17 protein-coding genes and 2 pseudogenes are annotated in these 16,838 nt (G+C 34.6%); 18 read left to right on the forward strand and 1 reads right to left on the reverse strand.

Features of this window, described 5'->3' with window-relative positions:
* Window positions 1–354: 354 nt before the first annotated feature.
* The 15 genes and pseudogenes from AC4CVF_RS03445 to AC4CVF_RS03515 all read left to right on the forward strand — a co-directional run.
* A pseudogene (locus AC4CVF_RS03445) lies at window positions 355–2,544 on the forward strand (VENN motif pre-toxin domain-containing protein); the annotation flags it as partial.
* A 13-nt stretch (window positions 2,545–2,557) separates the two neighbouring features.
* A complete protein-coding gene (locus tag AC4CVF_RS03450) occupies window positions 2,558–3,055 on the forward strand; it encodes a hypothetical protein (RefSeq protein WP_490788885.1) in 498 nt (165 codons plus the stop codon).
* A gap of 53 nt (window positions 3,056–3,108) precedes the next feature.
* Window positions 3,109–4,900 (forward strand): annotated as a pseudogene (locus tag AC4CVF_RS03455) (hemagglutinin repeat-containing protein); the annotation flags it as partial.
* Window positions 4,901–5,705: 805 nt separating this feature from the next.
* A complete protein-coding gene (locus tag AC4CVF_RS03460) occupies window positions 5,706–6,155 on the forward strand; it encodes a hypothetical protein (RefSeq protein WP_490774310.1) in 450 nt (149 codons plus the stop codon).
* A gap of 406 nt (window positions 6,156–6,561) precedes the next feature.
* Entirely contained in the window at window positions 6,562–6,750 is a 189-nt protein-coding gene (locus AC4CVF_RS03465; RefSeq protein WP_490789908.1) for a C39 family peptidase, read from the forward strand.
* A gap of 28 nt (window positions 6,751–6,778) precedes the next feature.
* Complete coding sequence (locus AC4CVF_RS03470) at window positions 6,779–7,153, forward strand: hypothetical protein (RefSeq protein WP_490788886.1); 375 nt, start codon at window positions 6,779–6,781, stop codon at window positions 7,151–7,153.
* Between the two features lie 216 nt (window positions 7,154–7,369).
* A complete protein-coding gene (locus AC4CVF_RS03475; RefSeq protein WP_490788887.1) occupies window positions 7,370–9,115 on the forward strand; it encodes a VENN motif pre-toxin domain-containing protein in 1,746 nt (581 codons plus the stop codon).
* Window positions 9,115–9,717, forward strand: a complete 603-nt coding sequence (locus AC4CVF_RS03480) for a hypothetical protein (RefSeq protein ID WP_419261685.1) — start codon at window positions 9,115–9,117, stop codon at window positions 9,715–9,717. Before AC4CVF_RS03475 ends, AC4CVF_RS03480 begins: the two co-directional genes overlap by 1 nt.
* A 301-nt stretch (window positions 9,718–10,018) precedes the next feature.
* On the forward strand, window positions 10,019–10,153 hold the full coding sequence (locus tag AC4CVF_RS03485) for a hypothetical protein (RefSeq protein WP_490788888.1): 135 nt from the start codon (window positions 10,019–10,021) through the stop codon (window positions 10,151–10,153).
* Window positions 10,122–10,352, forward strand: a complete 231-nt coding sequence (locus AC4CVF_RS03490; RefSeq protein ID WP_490788889.1) for a hypothetical protein — start codon at window positions 10,122–10,124, stop codon at window positions 10,350–10,352. Before AC4CVF_RS03485 ends, AC4CVF_RS03490 begins: the two co-directional genes overlap by 32 nt.
* 564 nt (window positions 10,353–10,916) lie before the next feature.
* On the forward strand, window positions 10,917–11,252 hold the full coding sequence (locus AC4CVF_RS03495) for a hypothetical protein (RefSeq protein WP_490788890.1): 336 nt from the start codon (window positions 10,917–10,919) through the stop codon (window positions 11,250–11,252).
* Window positions 11,253–11,414: 162 nt separating this feature from the next.
* Window positions 11,415–11,552, forward strand: a complete 138-nt coding sequence (locus AC4CVF_RS03500; RefSeq protein WP_490788891.1) for an HNH endonuclease — start codon at window positions 11,415–11,417, stop codon at window positions 11,550–11,552.
* Between the two features lies 1 nt (window position 11,553).
* Window positions 11,554–12,018 carry an SMI1/KNR4 family protein gene (locus AC4CVF_RS03505; protein ID WP_490788892.1) on the forward strand — a complete coding sequence of 155 codons (465 nt, stop codon included), beginning with the start codon at window positions 11,554–11,556 and terminating at the stop codon, window positions 12,016–12,018.
* Window positions 12,019–12,317: 299 nt separating this feature from the next.
* Window positions 12,318–12,590: a hypothetical protein gene (locus AC4CVF_RS03510; RefSeq protein WP_419820199.1), complete on the forward strand. Its 273-nt coding sequence runs from the start codon at window positions 12,318–12,320 to the stop codon at window positions 12,588–12,590.
* 277 nt (window positions 12,591–12,867) lie between these two features.
* On the forward strand, window positions 12,868–13,002 hold the full coding sequence (locus AC4CVF_RS03515; protein ID WP_419820200.1) for an HNH endonuclease: 135 nt from the start codon (window positions 12,868–12,870) through the stop codon (window positions 13,000–13,002).
* 454 nt (window positions 13,003–13,456) lie between these two features.
* Here AC4CVF_RS03515 and AC4CVF_RS03520 read toward each other — a convergent pair whose 3' ends face one another.
* Entirely contained in the window at window positions 13,457–13,993 is a 537-nt protein-coding gene (locus tag AC4CVF_RS03520; RefSeq protein WP_336951620.1) for a DUF4189 domain-containing protein, read from the reverse strand.
* A gap of 427 nt (window positions 13,994–14,420) precedes the next feature.
* On the opposite strand from AC4CVF_RS03520, the gene AC4CVF_RS03525 reads away from it, so the two are divergent.
* The 3 genes from AC4CVF_RS03525 (at window position 14,421) to AC4CVF_RS03535 (ending at window position 16,814) form a co-directional block, all read left to right on the forward strand.
* Entirely contained in the window at window positions 14,421–14,750 is a 330-nt protein-coding gene (locus AC4CVF_RS03525; RefSeq protein WP_419820201.1) for a hypothetical protein, read from the forward strand.
* Window positions 14,751–14,928: 178 nt separating this feature from the next.
* Window positions 14,929–15,663 (forward strand): UTRA domain-containing protein, encoded by a 735-nt coding sequence (locus AC4CVF_RS03530; protein WP_410549091.1) that lies wholly within the window; start codon window positions 14,929–14,931, stop codon window positions 15,661–15,663.
* Window positions 15,664–15,812: 149 nt separating this feature from the next.
* Entirely contained in the window at window positions 15,813–16,814 is a 1,002-nt protein-coding gene (locus tag AC4CVF_RS03535) for a putative 2-aminoethylphosphonate ABC transporter substrate-binding protein (RefSeq protein ID WP_419328621.1), read from the forward strand.
* The last annotated feature ends 24 nt before the right edge of the window (window positions 16,815–16,838 follow it).

A 16,838-nucleotide genomic window follows, 5' to 3' on the forward strand; every position in this document is an offset into this window, starting at 1 on the left:
CAACAGTTGAAGATTGTAGGCTTCGGGCTCAAGAGATTGATAAGCTGTTAAATAGCATTAAGTTGCTCCTAGAGCTTATGGTTTCGTTTAGGCCCTATATTAAACGTATTTCTCTTGAGGAGGAGTTTACCAACGTAGAGCAGCAGCTAGATCAGCGCAATCGTGTTGATGTGGCTCTGAAAGCGGAAAGGGATAAAATTGTAGATGACCTAAAAATGATTATTAATAACTTTTTTTATGAAGATCTTATTAATTCTATTTATAGGAAAATAGACCCACATCCTTCTTTTAAAAAAGTAGAGTTCAAAGCAGACTTTGATTCCGATAAGCCTGGCCTAAATATCGTGGTTAGTGATAGGGCTGGAGGGTGGTGCAATTGTTTCTACCGCGAAGAAAGAAAATAATGATTTGACTGCAAATCGTTTGACATTTAGCGATATCAACAATAACAGTAGTTATGATGCGACTTCGGTGAGTTTATCTGGTGGAACACGCTTTGGAGAAGAAACCAAAACAGATAATCAGGGAAATAAATATACCAATAACGTCAATTGGCGAGATAGCACGACTTTTAGCCCAAGCTTACCACAGCATGAATCTGACAAAGACAGTAGTGTCACTCGTTCAACCTTAAGCGAAGGTAATATCACGATTGGTGGTCAAGCAACAACGACTACAGCGTTAGGGATCCATAGTGATGCCAGTACAGCACATCGAAGTGTAGACACATTACCAAATCTACAAGAGATTATCGACAAGCAAAAAACCGTAGCAGATGCGACTTCAACTATTGTGGCAGCAACAAGAACCTATAGTCAAAATCAGCAAAAACAAGCGGAACAAGAGAAGAAAAACACTGAACAGACAGCGATAGCAGAACTACAAGCCAAAGGTGGAGAAGATTGGAATAAGTATCAAAACTCAAACAATGAAGCTGAAAAACAAGAACTTCTGAAAAATAATTCGCCTAGTTATAAACAAGTTTCAGAAACAGCCCAAGATTGGGGTATGGGTGGAGATAAGAGTCGAGCAGTCAATGCGGTAGCTATGGCAGTTACAGGTGCATTGGGAGGCCAAACAGATTTACAAGTTGCAGCCAATGCTCTTGCACCTTATGCAGCAAATATTATTGGAAAAGAGTTAGGTCATGGAGAGGACAAAAACAAAGCAGCTCAGTTGGCTGCCCATGCGATATTGGGAGCAGCACTTGCCTATGTAAATGGAGGTAACCCAGCAGCAGGAGGCAGTGCGGCAGTTGCAAGTGAAGCAGCAGCAGATTATCTCACCAATCAATACAAAGACAAAAAAGAATATCAAGATGTCAATGGAGTGTTCCAACCGAACCTTTTACCAGAAGATGTGAAGACTCAAATTCGAGATTTGACGGCAGCGATAGGTGCAGTGGTTGGAGGCACAGTTGGAGATTCAGCGTTTAATGCACAGATAGCGGGTGTGGTCGGGCAGAATGCTGTGGAGAATAATTTATATGCAATTTTGACTCCTGATGGTAAAAAATATGATGGTAAGAAAAACACTGAATATTTAGAGGCTTTAAGAAGTTGTAGTCATGCGCAATGTGTAAATATGGTTTTAACCAATAATGCAAAAGATGCAATGAAAACTGCACCTGAAATATTAATACTCAATGGGTCAAATTACAAAGAGGGAGAAATCATTGGTGCTGGGTTACAATACCTCGTTGTGAAAGAAAATGGAGTTTTAAAGGCAAAATTATTACCACTCAATTACCAAGTGATTAATTCAATTAAAGACCTTGACTCCTCACGGGCCTTAGCGCAAGGAGGAGCATTAACAGCCCCATTGGCAAATTTAGTAAAAGGACTTCATGATTCAACTACAGGTCAATCAATACTGACAAATGAACAGCTAAGTATGGTCGATAGGGCTTTTGCAGCAATGGATGCGGCAGGAAGCTTTGGTATGATTACAGGGGCATTTTTACCTAAAGGAGTGAAAACTACAGGTAGCTCAAAAACAATTCAGGAAAATAATATCTATCGTGATGGAGATTTAAATAATGTTTTAAATGGAAATCCTAATGCAGCAGCCGACATAGCCATAAGTCAGAAGAAGAGTATTGATAGTAGTAGTGGGGTAAATAATCCACATTATGATAGTAAACACGGTGCTTATACCTCACTAGAGAAACAATACGAAAGGGCAATGAATGGTACTAATCCTCAAACTGGAACTAGAGGAGCACCAGCTGATGCTTCGAAGTTTTTTAATTCTACAGACATGAAAACAGCAATTGATCAAGCTGAAGCATTGTATATGCAGAACCCTGCAAAATATACTCAACCTAATGGTTCAATTAGTGTAAATATTACATTTAAACGCCCAATAGGAGAGGGATATATAGGTAATACTAGAGCAAATATTAGGTCAAATCAGCCTATTGGTGAATATCGATGGAGTAATACCGCAACAGTAAATATTGATAAAAATACAGGAAAAGCTTTTACTGCATTCCCAAATGTAAAATTGGGAGTTACAAAACCTGATCCTTTAAAACTTCGTTAAAAGTGATATTAGAATGATTGATGTAAGCCCAAAACATATAGAAAGATTAATAGATGGTAGTTGGAATCCAGATACTTTGGAGTATTATCAGCAAGAAGATGAATTTTATAGTTTAGATTTTTCAAATGAAAATGATGTATTTTACGCTATAAAAAAATGGTTATCTGTAAAGTGGCCTTCTACTCAGGCTATGCTTCAGTATAAAGAAGATTTAAGATATTGCATTACTTTAAAAAAATGGGTAACTGGAAATGCTTTTCTAAATAATATTGAAGGCAATACAAGCTTTTTAGAGAATCCTAATATAAAAAGTACATATTGGGCTAGTTGGGATAGTTGGGATAATGAAGAAAAAAATTATTTTAATTTTTTATTAATGTTATGGAGTGAATGGTTTAATGATTCATTTATGCCTGCTGAACTTCAGATATATAGAGAAAGAGTTGATAGAAAATTTATTGAATTTCCTCATATGCCGGAACTATGGGGAAAGGCTATTTACAAAGAGTAAAGAGGGTTAGTTAAGTAAAAAAGATAAAATATTAGGGATTGTAAGGGAGTATTGGTTATGGTAAATCAAATGTAAAAGCTCAGCAGGATAATCAATCAACTTATTCACAACAGAACCAGATCAGCGCGGGTGGTAATGTCAATCTCACCAGTACAGCAGGTGATATTCATTTACAGAATACTCAAGTCAAAGCGAAAGAAACAATAAGCTTAGATTCGGCTCAAAATATTCTTTTAGAATCAGGACAAAGCAAAGAAAAGGCGCAGGGGAAAAATAGTAATGCTGGCTTAAGTGTCGGTGTCGGTGCATCGGTAGGGGCACAAACAGGTGCGTATATCTATGCTGAGGCAGGCTATGGTAAAGGCAGTAATCAGCTTGATCGTAATACGCATAGTCAAACAACATTAGAAGCCAATAAAGTGAGTTTGACGAGTAAGGGTGATACAACTTTGGCTGGCGCTAAAGCCACAGCAAATCGTATTGATGCGGATGTCGGTGGCAAGCTCAGTATCATCAGTCAACAAGACCAAGTTGAACAAAAGATAGAACAAAGTGGTGCAGGAGCACGTCTCCAAGCTTCATTGGGTACAGCATGGCAAGCGTCTGGAAATCTATCCAACAGTAGCGCAAACGGTTCATCCAATAGCGTGAATCAGCAAGCAGGCCTATTCGCGGGTGATGGTGGTTACCATGTCAAAGCAGATCAAGTTGATCTCAAAGGTGGTGCAATTGTTTCTACCGCGAAGAAAGAAAATAATGATTTGACTGCAAATCGTTTGACGTTTAGCGATATCAAAAATAACAGTAGTTATGATGCGACTTCGGTGAGTTTATCTGGTGGAACACGCTTTGGAGAAGAAACCAAAACAGATAATCAGGGAAATAAATATACCAATAACGTCAATTGGCGAGATAGCACGACCTTTAGCCCAAGCTTACCACAGCATGAATCTGACAAAGACAGTAGTGTCACTCGTGCAACCTTAAGCGAAGGTAATATCACGATTGGAGGTCAAGCAACAACGACTACAGCGTTAGGGATCCATAGTGATGCCAATACAGCACATCGAAGTGTAGACACATTACCAAATCTACAAGAGATTATCGACAAGCAAAAAAACTGTAGCAGATGCGACTTCAACCATTGTGGCAGCAGCACGGACTTATGCGCAAGATCAGATTAAAAATGCAACGGCAGATAAAGAAACGATTGAAAATTCAATCAAAGGGGATTTAAGCGCTGAGGATTTAGCGATTGTAGAAAAAATGAGCCCAGTTGAGCAGGATAGATATTTTTCTCAATATTCAAGTTATTTGGTTGCATCATCTAATGAGAAAGATGTAACTGCAAAATGGGGTATGGGAGGAGATAATAGTCGTGTATTAAATGCAGTTACGTTGGCGATTGTAGGAGCATTAGGTGGACAAACGGATGTTCAAGTTGCAAGCAATGCTTTGGCACCATATGCATCACAGTTAATTGGTCAAACCTTTGGTCATGGTGAAGACAAGAATACCACAGCGCAAATGGTCAGCCATGCGATTTTGGGTGCAACACTTGCCTATGTGAATGGTGGTAATCCAACGGCAGGAGGCAGTGCGGCAGTCGCGAGTGAAGCAGCAGCAACGTATTTTGCGAATAAATATAATGATGGTAAAACAGCAATTAACCCGAACACAGGTAAGTTTGATCCAAACTTATTACCAGAAGGTGTTAAAACTAGCATCCGCGATTTGACAGCTGCAATCGGAGTCGCTGTTGGCGGAACTGTAGGAGATTCAGCATTTAATGCGCAGATAGCAGGTGTGGTTGGGCAAAATGCTGTTGAAAATAATGAGTTTTCAATAATTAGTCAGGGTATTGAAAAGAAATTAGCTGAAAATAAAAAGAAAGATGAAGCTCAGCCTAAATTTAGCTGTCCAAAAGGTCAGAGTTGCATTATTCCAATACCTGAAAAAACTATGGGTGAGAAGGCGATTGGAATTATAAACGATTTGACAGTTCGTCAATTAGCAGCAGCTTTAGGTGCTGAATATGATCCACTTACAAAGGAATATTTTTCACCTAGAGAAATAAAAGAATCTAAAGCAGCAATGTTAGGTTTAGGTTTCTCTAGAACATTATCAGGCCCAATAAAATTGACTGAAGAAGTCATTATTGCTTTAGAATCAAAAATAGGTAAAGTTGCAACGCAGAAACTTCTAGCATTACCAGCTCCTAAATCTAGTAAATTAGTGAATAAGCAACACATGGATTCACATGAAATTCAACAGGCTCAGAGTATTATTGATTTGAAAGGTGGTGTTTTTGAAGGTACTCCTACAGCTAGATATCCTGCCATTGATGGTTGGCTCGATGGTATACCTGTTCAACTTAAAACAGTTACTGGAAATGGTTTAACTGCTATACAGCGAAATATATTAAAAGCAGATACTGCTTTGAAAAAAGAAGGATATCATCAAGCAGAAATGTATATTGATGCTGTCCAAACAGGGATTACCCGAAAACAGTTAAATGATTTTATAAAACCAGGAACACCTATCAGTAATATCTTAAATGAAGGTGCTGTAAAATCAGTTTCAATTAACACAAAAGATGGTTGGTTAATTATTAATAGATCTACTTTTAATAAGTAAAAAAGGGTGTTTTATGATTTCGTACTCGATTCCATGTAAAAATAATCTTTCATCTAATTTTTTGTTTAATTTTATTAAAAATGAATTGGAACAAAACAATATTTCAGATGTTAAGTTAATTTTTGATGAAGATCAGAAAAAAATATATATAGATACTTTAAAGGCGAGAGTTTGGGTTGATATTTATAATATTGAAACAACTTTAAGTGACTTAAAGGATACAGTATTAGGTGAGTCAATAATTTTAAGTTGCTTTCCTGATAAAAATGAAGATGATGTACTATATTGTTATATGTATGATGTTAGTTCAAAAAGTAGAGATCCCGAAACAATAAAAATTATGAATAAATTAGCTTATGTATTATCTAAAAGTGAAAATAGTTTCATATTTGATGATAATGGAATTTTAGTAGCTAATAAAGGAATATATCTTCCTGATGAAATTATAAAATTTACTAAATAGTCCTATTGCAAAGGGGTCAACGGCTTTGTTGTATAGGTACGTAAGCTATTGATTTTAATAAATTTAAATTTGGATTAAAATTTAATCAAATTTTTTAAAATCATATAGTTATGAGACCTTTATGCAAAGAAACCGTCACATTTTAATAAAAACGGATGCAATCGTGAAGGAAACACAAAGATTATTAGTAAGCCAAGGGAATGCAATGCACCAACTTGTGGTCATAACTCTTGTGTGATGGTATTTGATACTTTAGGAAAAAAAGGTGGATGTTAATGAATTGATAAAACAGATACCTCCATCTGATAGTGGAATTTTCTATAAAGATGTATTTAGACTACTCACAAGTAATGGAGTTGAGAATTTAGCATTATCAGGTAGGACAATTTCAGACATTGAAAGATAAATAAATAAGGGAACTCCAATTATAGTTAGAATTTCTAATGGAAAAATTGGTGAAGACTCATTTTCTCATTTTGTGGTAGTTGATGGTATTACTGAAAAAGCTGGCCAGAAAGTAGTTGTAATTCGAGATCCACATAATGTTTCATACTATACCCCCATTGCAAGTTTTAAAAAAATATTTCACAGGTGAAACTGTTATTCCAAGGAATTATAAATAAATGTTAAGTGTTAAGGTACAGTTCGAAAATAATTTGTATACAAAGATGCTATTGGAAACTAGAGATAATCCTTGCTTGTGCAAAATTTATGAAAATTTTGAAATAATCTTTTTTGAATCTATTCCAGAAATGACAGGGATAGTAAATGAATGGCATATTAAAGATATTGATGAGCGAGTTCCAGCAGGTGTTGGCGGAAAATATATACATTATAAACATGGTTTAATAACGATTAGTCATCAAATTGGTGATATCTATATTATTGAATCTCTTAAAATGTTTGTAAGAGGAGAAGGATGGATTAATATCATTGAAAATAGAGAATATGCTGAGCTTATTGAAGAAGAAGAGCCTGATTGGTTAAAAAATTTATAAGTAATAATGGGACTGTAAATTAAATGTAGTAGAGCTCTTAAATTATTTTGTGTAAGTTAATTTTTAGGTTTTTTTGATTATTAATAAATGGATTGATGATTCTGCCTCAAAGGTAGGCGCATTAATTTTATGCTATTTATTTTTTATGCAGCACAAAACTTAGCCAAGTCAGACATCAGAGCTTTACATTTTTCAAGATAAGTCCGACGTAAATAAGTGACTTCAACCATTGTGGCGGCGACAAGAACCTATAGTCAAAATCAGCAAAAACAAGCGGAACAAGAGAAGAAAAACACTGAACAGACAGCGATAGCAGAACTACAAGCCAAAGGTGGAGAAGATTGGAATAAGTATCAAAACTCAAACAATGAAGCTGAAAAACAAGAACTTCTGAAAAATAATTCGCCTAGTTATAAACAAGCTTCAGAAACAGCCCAAGATTGGGGTATGGGTGGAGATAAGAGTCGAGCAGTCAATGCGGTAGCTATGGCAGTTACAGGTGCATTGGGAGGCCAAACAGATTTACAAGTTGCAGCCAATGCTCTTGCACCTTATGCAGCAAATATTATTGGAAAAGAGTTAGGTCATGGAGAGGACAAAAACAAAGCAGCTCAGTTGGCTGCCCATGCGATATTGGGAGCAGCACTTGCCTATGTAAATGGCGGTAACCCAGCTGCAGGGGGCAGTGCGGCAGTTGCAAGTGAAGCAGCAGCGGATTATCTCACTAATCAATACAAAGACAAAAAAGAATATCAAGATGTCAATGGAGAGTTCCAAGCAAATCTTTTATCAGAAGATGTGAAGACTCAAATTCGAGATCTGACAGCAGCAATAGGAGCAGTGGTTGGAGGAACAGTTGGAGATTCAGCATTTAATGCACAGCTTGCTGGCGTAGTTGGGCAGAATGCGGTGGAGAATAACTTTTTATCTCCTGAAGAATATAAACGTAAAGTTGAGCTCATTAATAAAGCACAAGGTGGAGCAAATGGGCTGAATTTTAAAGCGCTCGCAATTTTAAATAATGGTTCACTGAATGAAAAAGAAGCAAGAGAATTCTTGGCTTTAGTTGCAATGGATAAATATTCAGATCAGTTGTTAAAACAATATCAAAAAGATCCGAACTCTTTAACTCCACAACAAAAATATGATTTAGTATATTTGATTAATCAAGCATCAAATGGAGATCCAGTCAAGGCACAACAAATCTACGATAGTGGAAGGTATGGAACAATAGATCCGTACACAGGTGATGACTTGAATAAAGCAATCACAAAAGCAAAACAATCTTTAAGTTATGCAAACTCTACGGATAAGCAATTAGCTGAAGCAGCAGAGCCAGCATTATTTGGATTGTCTGGTAAATTAGGTACAGTTATTCGATATGTTGGAGCTTTAGCTGGTTCTTATAATGTTGGGCAAGGCACAGAAAAAATTGTTAATGGTAAGTATAGCGAGGGTGCAGTCCAAGTTATAGGTGGTGTATTGACAATTGTTCCTGCTGTAAGTAAACAAGGTATAAACACCTATAATCATAAATTAAGTGAAGAAAAAGCTACTAAATTATTATTGGATACTATTAATAATTTTCCTTCAAAAACTCAGGCGGGTAAAAGTGCTGCTATGATTGGTGCGTTTGATCCAGTAACTGGAAAAGTAGCTATAGGCAGTAGTAATGCTAAAATTTCAGCTGATGTACTGGATCCAAGAACAGTTAAACATATTGAAACACAACTAGGTGTTAAAATTGGAGAGTTTACAAGTTTTTGTAAAAATGTAGCAGGTGCATGTGCTGAAGTCTCAGCAGCAGATAAATTAGTAAGACAAGGTGTAAATCCAGCGAATATTCAGTTTACAATTGCAGTTAGGCCAAAAGTTGTTTTTCAGGAAAGAGTAGTTACACCTGAAGCTATTGTGAAAACTTGTGATAATTGTAATGTTACATGGCCAAAAGGAACAAAATAATGAATGATTTAAATTTGAGTTGGACACCAAGCTTTGGTCAAATTTATACGTGGATTGCAATGGATAAATTTGGGCATTTAGCTTTTATGGTAAATAATAATTGGGGGAATATCCCAAAAGTCATTTTGCAAAAAGAGAATCCAGAAAATGAATTGGATATGATTAATGAATATATTTGGGAAGAATCATCTGAGTTCTTTAATTATCCTAAAAATAAAATGGGTAAAACGAAACTTGATATGTATTCTCATTTAGCGTATGCAGATTTTTTGGATAGAACAGCTGTCGAAAATTGGGTTGATGATCGTTCAAACTATAATGGGGAGTTAAGAGAATATAGTTTACCTGCTATAAAAGGATTATTCGTTTTTTATGCTGTAGAAGGATCTAAACCTAATGAAGATTTTCCCGTTGGATGTAATATAAAAACAGAAATGGGCGATTATTATAGTTTTTTAGTTCCTACTATTTATGGAAAAATAGATGACTTTCCTGAAAGGTTGAAAAAAATTATTGCTGTATCTGATTCTTTAGACTTTAGAATTGATAAAATTATAAAGAATGATCAGATAAATGTACATTTTACTCGTTTAGCAGCTTAAAAGGCGTATGATTAAAAAATAAATAACCAATAATTTTAAAAGGAAATGATGAAAAATATGTCAAACTTATTTCGGTTCTGAAAAAATAAGAGTGATTGTTGCATTACATAGTCGTAGGGATAAATAAAATGTTTAAAGGTAATCATGAGTACAATCTATATTGGAAGACATACATGTAAAGATCATCTTTTTGATGTACTAGAATGTGAAATGAGTTCGACATATTGGGATGCCATTGGTGTGTTACTAGAGGAGGTTTTCTTATTAAACTATCCTGAATTATATGATGGAATAGCAAGAATTGAAGAAGGTTTTAAATGTTGCAATGGGATTGGTGGAAGAGCATGCCACTGATGGACCTGTGATTTCTAAACAGGTAAGAACAAGTGGTTTGGAATCAAGTATTGAAAAATCCAGAGAGTGGCACAATGTTTAAAGATATGAATTTTAACCCAGTTACTGGAAAATCAGATTATAGGTTTCCTGCAAGTCACGGTTTTCAGAAAATGGAAGTAATACATAAATTACCAGATGGTCAGAGTATTACTATTCATTATCAATATAATCAGCATACAAATAAAGCGTACGATATGAAGATAACAACCCCTAAACCTAAACCATCTTGGAGTAAATAAAATGAGATTTGTTGAGAAAAACTCTGGATTGAAAGGTATGGTAGGCTCTATATATTTAGTCAATGGAAAATACCATTACTTGTCAATGATCGAAAATTATATTGGGTTGAGGATTTTTTTGAAAATGAAATAGATATAACTAGTAATGATTCATGTGAGTTATTTGAGTTTAAAGCTGCCTTGTATAATGATATGCGCCAAATGCACCCTGTTCTGTATAATATATTAAAAGAGGATTAGGATTTGTATATAGATATAGTTGAAGGTGTTCCAGAGGCTTGGCAAATTTTTCTTGATGAATTAAAAAAATTTGATAAGTAAAGAGGTATTTAAATAGTTAATAAGTCAGTTATAGATAATCGATTGGTAGTAAAACGTTCAAAGTGATAGATTCCAAAAAATATATTCTAACTAGATAGTGTAGCAATAAGATTTTCAGCGCTAACTAGTTCAGGTCTTGGTATTGGCCCTGTCGCAAGGAGGCTGTTCCCAGTATCCTAGACACGAGACAGCCTCATTTTGAAGCTGCCTCAAATGCTTATGGGCTTAACCAGGTATTTATTTATGAGAAATATATGTGTTCCAATTTCAATTGAAGCAATAAAAAGATTAGATTTCGATGGAAATTTAAAAGAAGATTTAGTTGAATTAAATCTTTGTCAAGAAGAGTATGAGAATTTAAAAAAAATTGGCTATTTTTCTCAACTGAATAATCAGTTAGGGATCATGATAGATGATTATGAGGATGAAAAAATTATATATGAATCATTAGTTTTAGCATTAGATATTACGAATGATTTTTCAAAAAAATACTCTGATAATGAAAAATTATGGAGAAAGATTAAGAAATTAATTTCTATTGCATTAGAAAAAAGAACTGCAGTTTTTTTCTTTTTTTAAAACAACGGCTTTTTGTACAATGATCGTAAGATTAACCTTTCTTAATTTTAAGTGATAATGTGAGTGATATCTGCCTGATTTGTAGGAGAGACACGAATGTGGGAAATGATTAAAAATGATTCAATAGCTAAGAGTAAATTTTGATTTGCTCAACTGTATTAATTGCGTTCAGAAAAAATAGATGATTATACATGGCATCACAATTCACAAGCTGCTCCAAATAACTTCCAGTTGTTGCCTGAAAAGATTCATAATGCAATTAATCATATCGGTGAAGGTGCTTTGAGCGGTGGAAAATAATATGGATGACTTGAGTATTCAGTATGATTTTGGGCATACTGATTTAAAACTAATTAATCACTTTGAACTTAAGATGAAAATTAGTTTACCTAATAGTTTTGTGAAGTTATTATCCAAACATAATGGTGTTAAATTTTTAAATAATTCTTTCAATTATACGGATCTAGATGGAAACTTTGAGGAATCCAGTGTCAGTTTTTGTTGTTTCGGCAATGTTTCTTCAACAAATATAGAGGATTTTCAGGATTTTGATATTTATGGATATGAAAATATTGTAACTTTTGGACTAAACGGGGGGGGGGATTATATAGCCTTTGACTATCGCCAAAATCCAACCACTGATAATCCATCAATAGTTATCATGTATCATGATGAATATATTAAAGATGCAAAAGGCGATGCTAAAATGCGTGTTATAAAAATAGCAGATAGTTTTGATGATTTTTTAAATTTGTTACATGAGTAGTAGATATTAATAAAAAGGGCTGGTATTTTTTAGCAGCCCTCATATTTGGCTAGATAAAGGGATCAAATTATAAAAATTAATATAAATATATTTGAAAAATAAAAATGAATAATAAAAATTATGTTTATGCAAAATGATACTAGCTCATTAAGACCTAATAGCTTAAGATTAACATTTAAAGTTTATGGGGGTGAGTTTGAGCAAGTCTTTAAAATGGAGCAGGTGGTGGAAAATAATGCAAATGCAATTTGAAATATTGAATGAGATATGTAAGACTTTTTATGAAAATTTGATCAAATTTGATCAAATTATATATATATAAATTCAACCCCGAGGAAAATTGGGTTGGAACTCAACTAACTACATTTTTAAATGAGGAAAAAGTTTCTTCAGGTTTATCAGATGAAATAAAAGATAGCATTAGCAATCTTTGTCAAAAACTTCATGATGAAATGGAATCACATACAGGCGGTGATTGGAGAAAGTTTATATTAACTATAGATGAGCAAGGTAAAGCGAAAACGCAGTTTATTTATGAAATACAATCATGTATGGATGAATTTAATGATTAATGTTAAAAACCTCTAAAATTTTAATTGCACCCTGAAAGTTGGACACTTATATTCTAATTTGGAGGGTATTTTTTTAAGAGTAAATTTTCGGAAATTAAGTGGATAGATTTAGAATTTGGTAAATATTAAAATCCAGAGTTATAAATTGCACCATTTCATAGTCGAGGTTTAGCAATTTTTGATGATGTTGTGATATTTAAAACTAAGCTAGATTAGATAAAAAGTTATACAGGACAAATGATTCAAGAATCAAAAGATATGTGGAATGTAATTAAAGATGATCCCTGATTATACTTGGTATCATAATAGACAGTCAGCGCCGAATAATATGCAATTAGTTCCAAACTCTATTCATTCGAATAAGGCTGTTCCTCATTCGGGGCAAAATTCTTTATCAAGTGGTAATTATTAAGATAGGTAAATAAGATGCGAGTTTATGATGATAACGGACAAGTATCCTTAGATATAATACATGAAGTTGAGAGTAGTTTAGGATATAACTTTCCGATGAGTTATATTAATTTAATAAAAGATCATGATGCTTTAGCCCCAGTTGAAAATGTTTTTTATTTTTAAAATATTTATAAAAAGAAGATGAGCGAGATTTAAATTTTTTAAGTTTTAAAACTGATCGGTTGGATTGGTTTTTATTTTAAGTTGTTAAAAAATAATTTTATGTTAGACAGTATGAAGCGCTTCCGCCAAATATTTAAAAAGCCCTTTTGATACAAGGGCTTATTTTAATTTATTCAGAAATTTGTCTAAAAGAGATGAGGTAATTGTGTGATTCATCGAGATCGTTTTAATCTGGCGATTTCTAAATCTATTTCATAATTTGTATTTTGAATACGTTCATTTTTTAGTATCTAATCTCCAATACTACAACCAGAATATACAATACGACAAGGCTGTAAATTTTCACTTAAACAAAACACTAATGCACCTTTTTTAGCACCATCCTCTGAAAAATCAAGTAAAATTTTTGATTTTTGACCATCATTAATTGGATCAGCTATAGCAACACAGCGATTAGAATAAGTTTTAGATACTTCACATTTTTGTCCGCCATCCTGTTGACACGCTTTTAATGCTTTTGCTTGTGCCTCATCTTTAGATTTAAAATTTCTTGTAAAACCAATTGGACGCCCTTTTAAGCCTTTACTTTTATCCTCTGCAATCGCACCCCATAATGTTTCAATCTGAGGATACAACGTTGGATTTTGATTTGTATATCCACCACTTCCTCCGCCTGAAATAGGTGCGCAACCTTGAACACCTTGTCCACCTATAGGATAATAGCCTGAAGGACAATTCCCTTCAGCATGTGCATTCTCAATAGTTAAATAAATGATAAGAATAAAGAAAATGGATAAATAAAAAAACTGATTATTTGTCAATATCATTCTTTAAGCCCTTTTAAAATCAGAAATTAATGATAAAAATACTATGAATTTTTTTGTATGAGTTTTATATTTTAAAATAATACTAGGTTCTCTTGTGTTTTTAAATGTCAGTGTATTCTCGGTAGAAAGTATAGTACCTAAAATTTTTAGTTCCGTCTTTTAATGCAATAATTTAGCGAATTGATGTGGCATTAAAATGAACATTGGCTTTCTTTTTTATAGAAAAAACAAATCGTTCGGAAAACCCCCATTTTGAGTTGATTGAATGAGTAGAACACCAAAGTACTTATACTGTGATCATATGCTGCAGATTGTTTTATAAAAGCTCATATAGTTTTGGCTGACTAAAATATCATTTTCATGTCACTTTAAAGTTTGGCAAATTATTTTATTGTAAAAGTGAACAAACTTAATCTGAGAGAAACTCATGAAAAATGTACTTAGTCGAAGTGTAAAAGCTTTAATCTGTATGGGTGCTTTAATGACCACAGTTCAAACATGGGCACATGAGGATGAAGACAAAGTATTGACTAGAACAGTCGATGAACAGCCAATAGACAAAAAACAAAAGAAATGTGAAAAAAATTGTAAAACAAACAATGATCCTAAAACTCAAACAAATAACTCAACGCAACATCAGCATGGAAACGCTTCAGAAATGTCACAAATGGATCATTCAAAAATGACCAATATGCCTTCTTCGATGAGGGATATGAATCATTCAAATATGGAGATGCCAAACAAAACAAATAAGTAATTCTTTGAGAAAAATCATGAGTCTTTTTGACTCAACACATTTCATTGTGATCTCCAAAAGCTCATCAAAAGATGAGCTTTTTAAAACATAAAATTTGTGTATGAACTATGCTTATTTTAAAAATGTCATCGCTTAGACACGATATTTGAGTATATTAGAAGAAATTTTCACAAAATAAATGTGTATGCCTGTTCAAGAAACGACTTCTCCACGTATTCCCAAATATATTGCCATTCGAGATGCTATTGCCCATGAGATTGAGTCTGGGCAATGGAGTGCCAATACCAAACTCGCTTCAGAGCGTGTGTTGATGGAACAATTTGCTACTACACGTGTCGCAGTTCGAGAAGCATTATTGGCTTTGGAAATGGATGGTCTGATTTATCGTTTAGATCGCCGTGGTTGGTTTGTTCGTGCGCCACGAATTATTTACCGGCCGCAATCGACTAAAAGTTTTAACCAATATGTGACTGAGCAAGGGGGTGTACCAAGTACGGAATTGATTTCTGCGGAATTGCTGCAAGCGACCTCTTGGGATGCAGCACATTTAAAAATTTCGGTGGGTGATGATATTTATTCGATGTGGCGACGTCGTAGTATCAATGGTCGTCCTGCGGTAGTTGAACATTTACGTATTAATGCAAGTTTATTTCCTCAATTCTTAGAACAACAATTAGAAGGTTCTATTACGACTCTGATGGCAGAGCATTATCAACGGCAATTGACCCGAGCGCATATTAATCTTTATCCAACGGTATTGTCAGAACAACAAGCCAAAGCTTTGCATGTCAATGTTGGTAGTATGGGGTTATATATTTGCCGTACCAACTGCGATCAAAATGGAGTGATTACCGATGTTGACCAAGAATATTGGTTACATGATGTACTCGATTTACATTTTGAAGCGTCATAATATAGAATTAAAATAATTAATCTGGTTTAAACCAGATTAATTAAATTGTCATAAACTTTTGTTGAAATACAGGCTATCAAGAAGCAGCATTCGTTAGGAATGTCATAATGAGCCCGTATCTGAAACAGCAGCAAAAAAAGCTCCTCGCCATGGGCACAAGTATTCTCTTTGCTTGTGTCAGCACAGCATGCACCACGTCTTCAACCTCGAATGATGTTGAGCAAATCACAGTCTATACCGCGGTTGAAGCGGATCAATTAAAGCGTTATCAATGGGAACTACGCAAAGTACATCCTGAATTAAAAGTAAAATGGGTGCGTGATTCGACAGGTGTGATCACCGCAAAATTATTAGCAGAACAAAAGAATCCACAAGCCGATGTAGTGATGGGACTTGCTTTGACCAGTTTATTGGTCATGGAAAAAAAAGACTTATTGCAACCGTATCGTCCGAAGCATATTGAACAACTTAAAACTGATTTTTATAGCCAAAACGACATTCCAACATGGACAGGCATGACTGCTTGGGAGTCAGCTGTTTGTGTCAATACTGTTGAATTGGAAAAGAAAAAACTTCCGATTCCGCAAACATGGCAAGACCTGACTAAACCAATTTATAAAGGGTTAATCGTGATGCCAAATCCGGCATCGAGTGGCACAGGCTATTTGGATGTGACTGCATGGATACAAATTTTTGGTGAAAAACAAGCTTGGCAATATATGCAGGCACTCGATAAAAACATTTCTCAGTATGTGCATTCAGGCTCGAAGCCTTGCAAGATGGCGGCTCAAGGTGAAACGGTCATCGGAATTTCGTTTGGTTATCCGGGCTTTAAGCTGAAATCACGTGGTGCACCTTTAGAAATTGTCTATCCGAAAGAGGGGCTAGGTTGGGAAATGGAAGCCTCAGCCATTGTCAAAGGTACGAAAAAACTCAGCAGTGCAGAGAAGTTTATTGATTGGAGTGTTAGCCAAGCTGCCAATGAAGCTTATGCACAAAACTTTTCAATGGTGGCACATCAAAATGTTCATAGCAAAAACCAAGACTTCCCAAAAAATCTCGCGCAGCAATTGGTGAAGAATGATTTTTATTGGGCAGCTGAACAGCGTGAATCAATTCTAAAACAATGGTCAGCAAAATTTGAAAAGTAATTGAATCATATACACACAAAAAGC

The organism is Acinetobacter sp. LipI_19 (assembly GCF_058242925.1).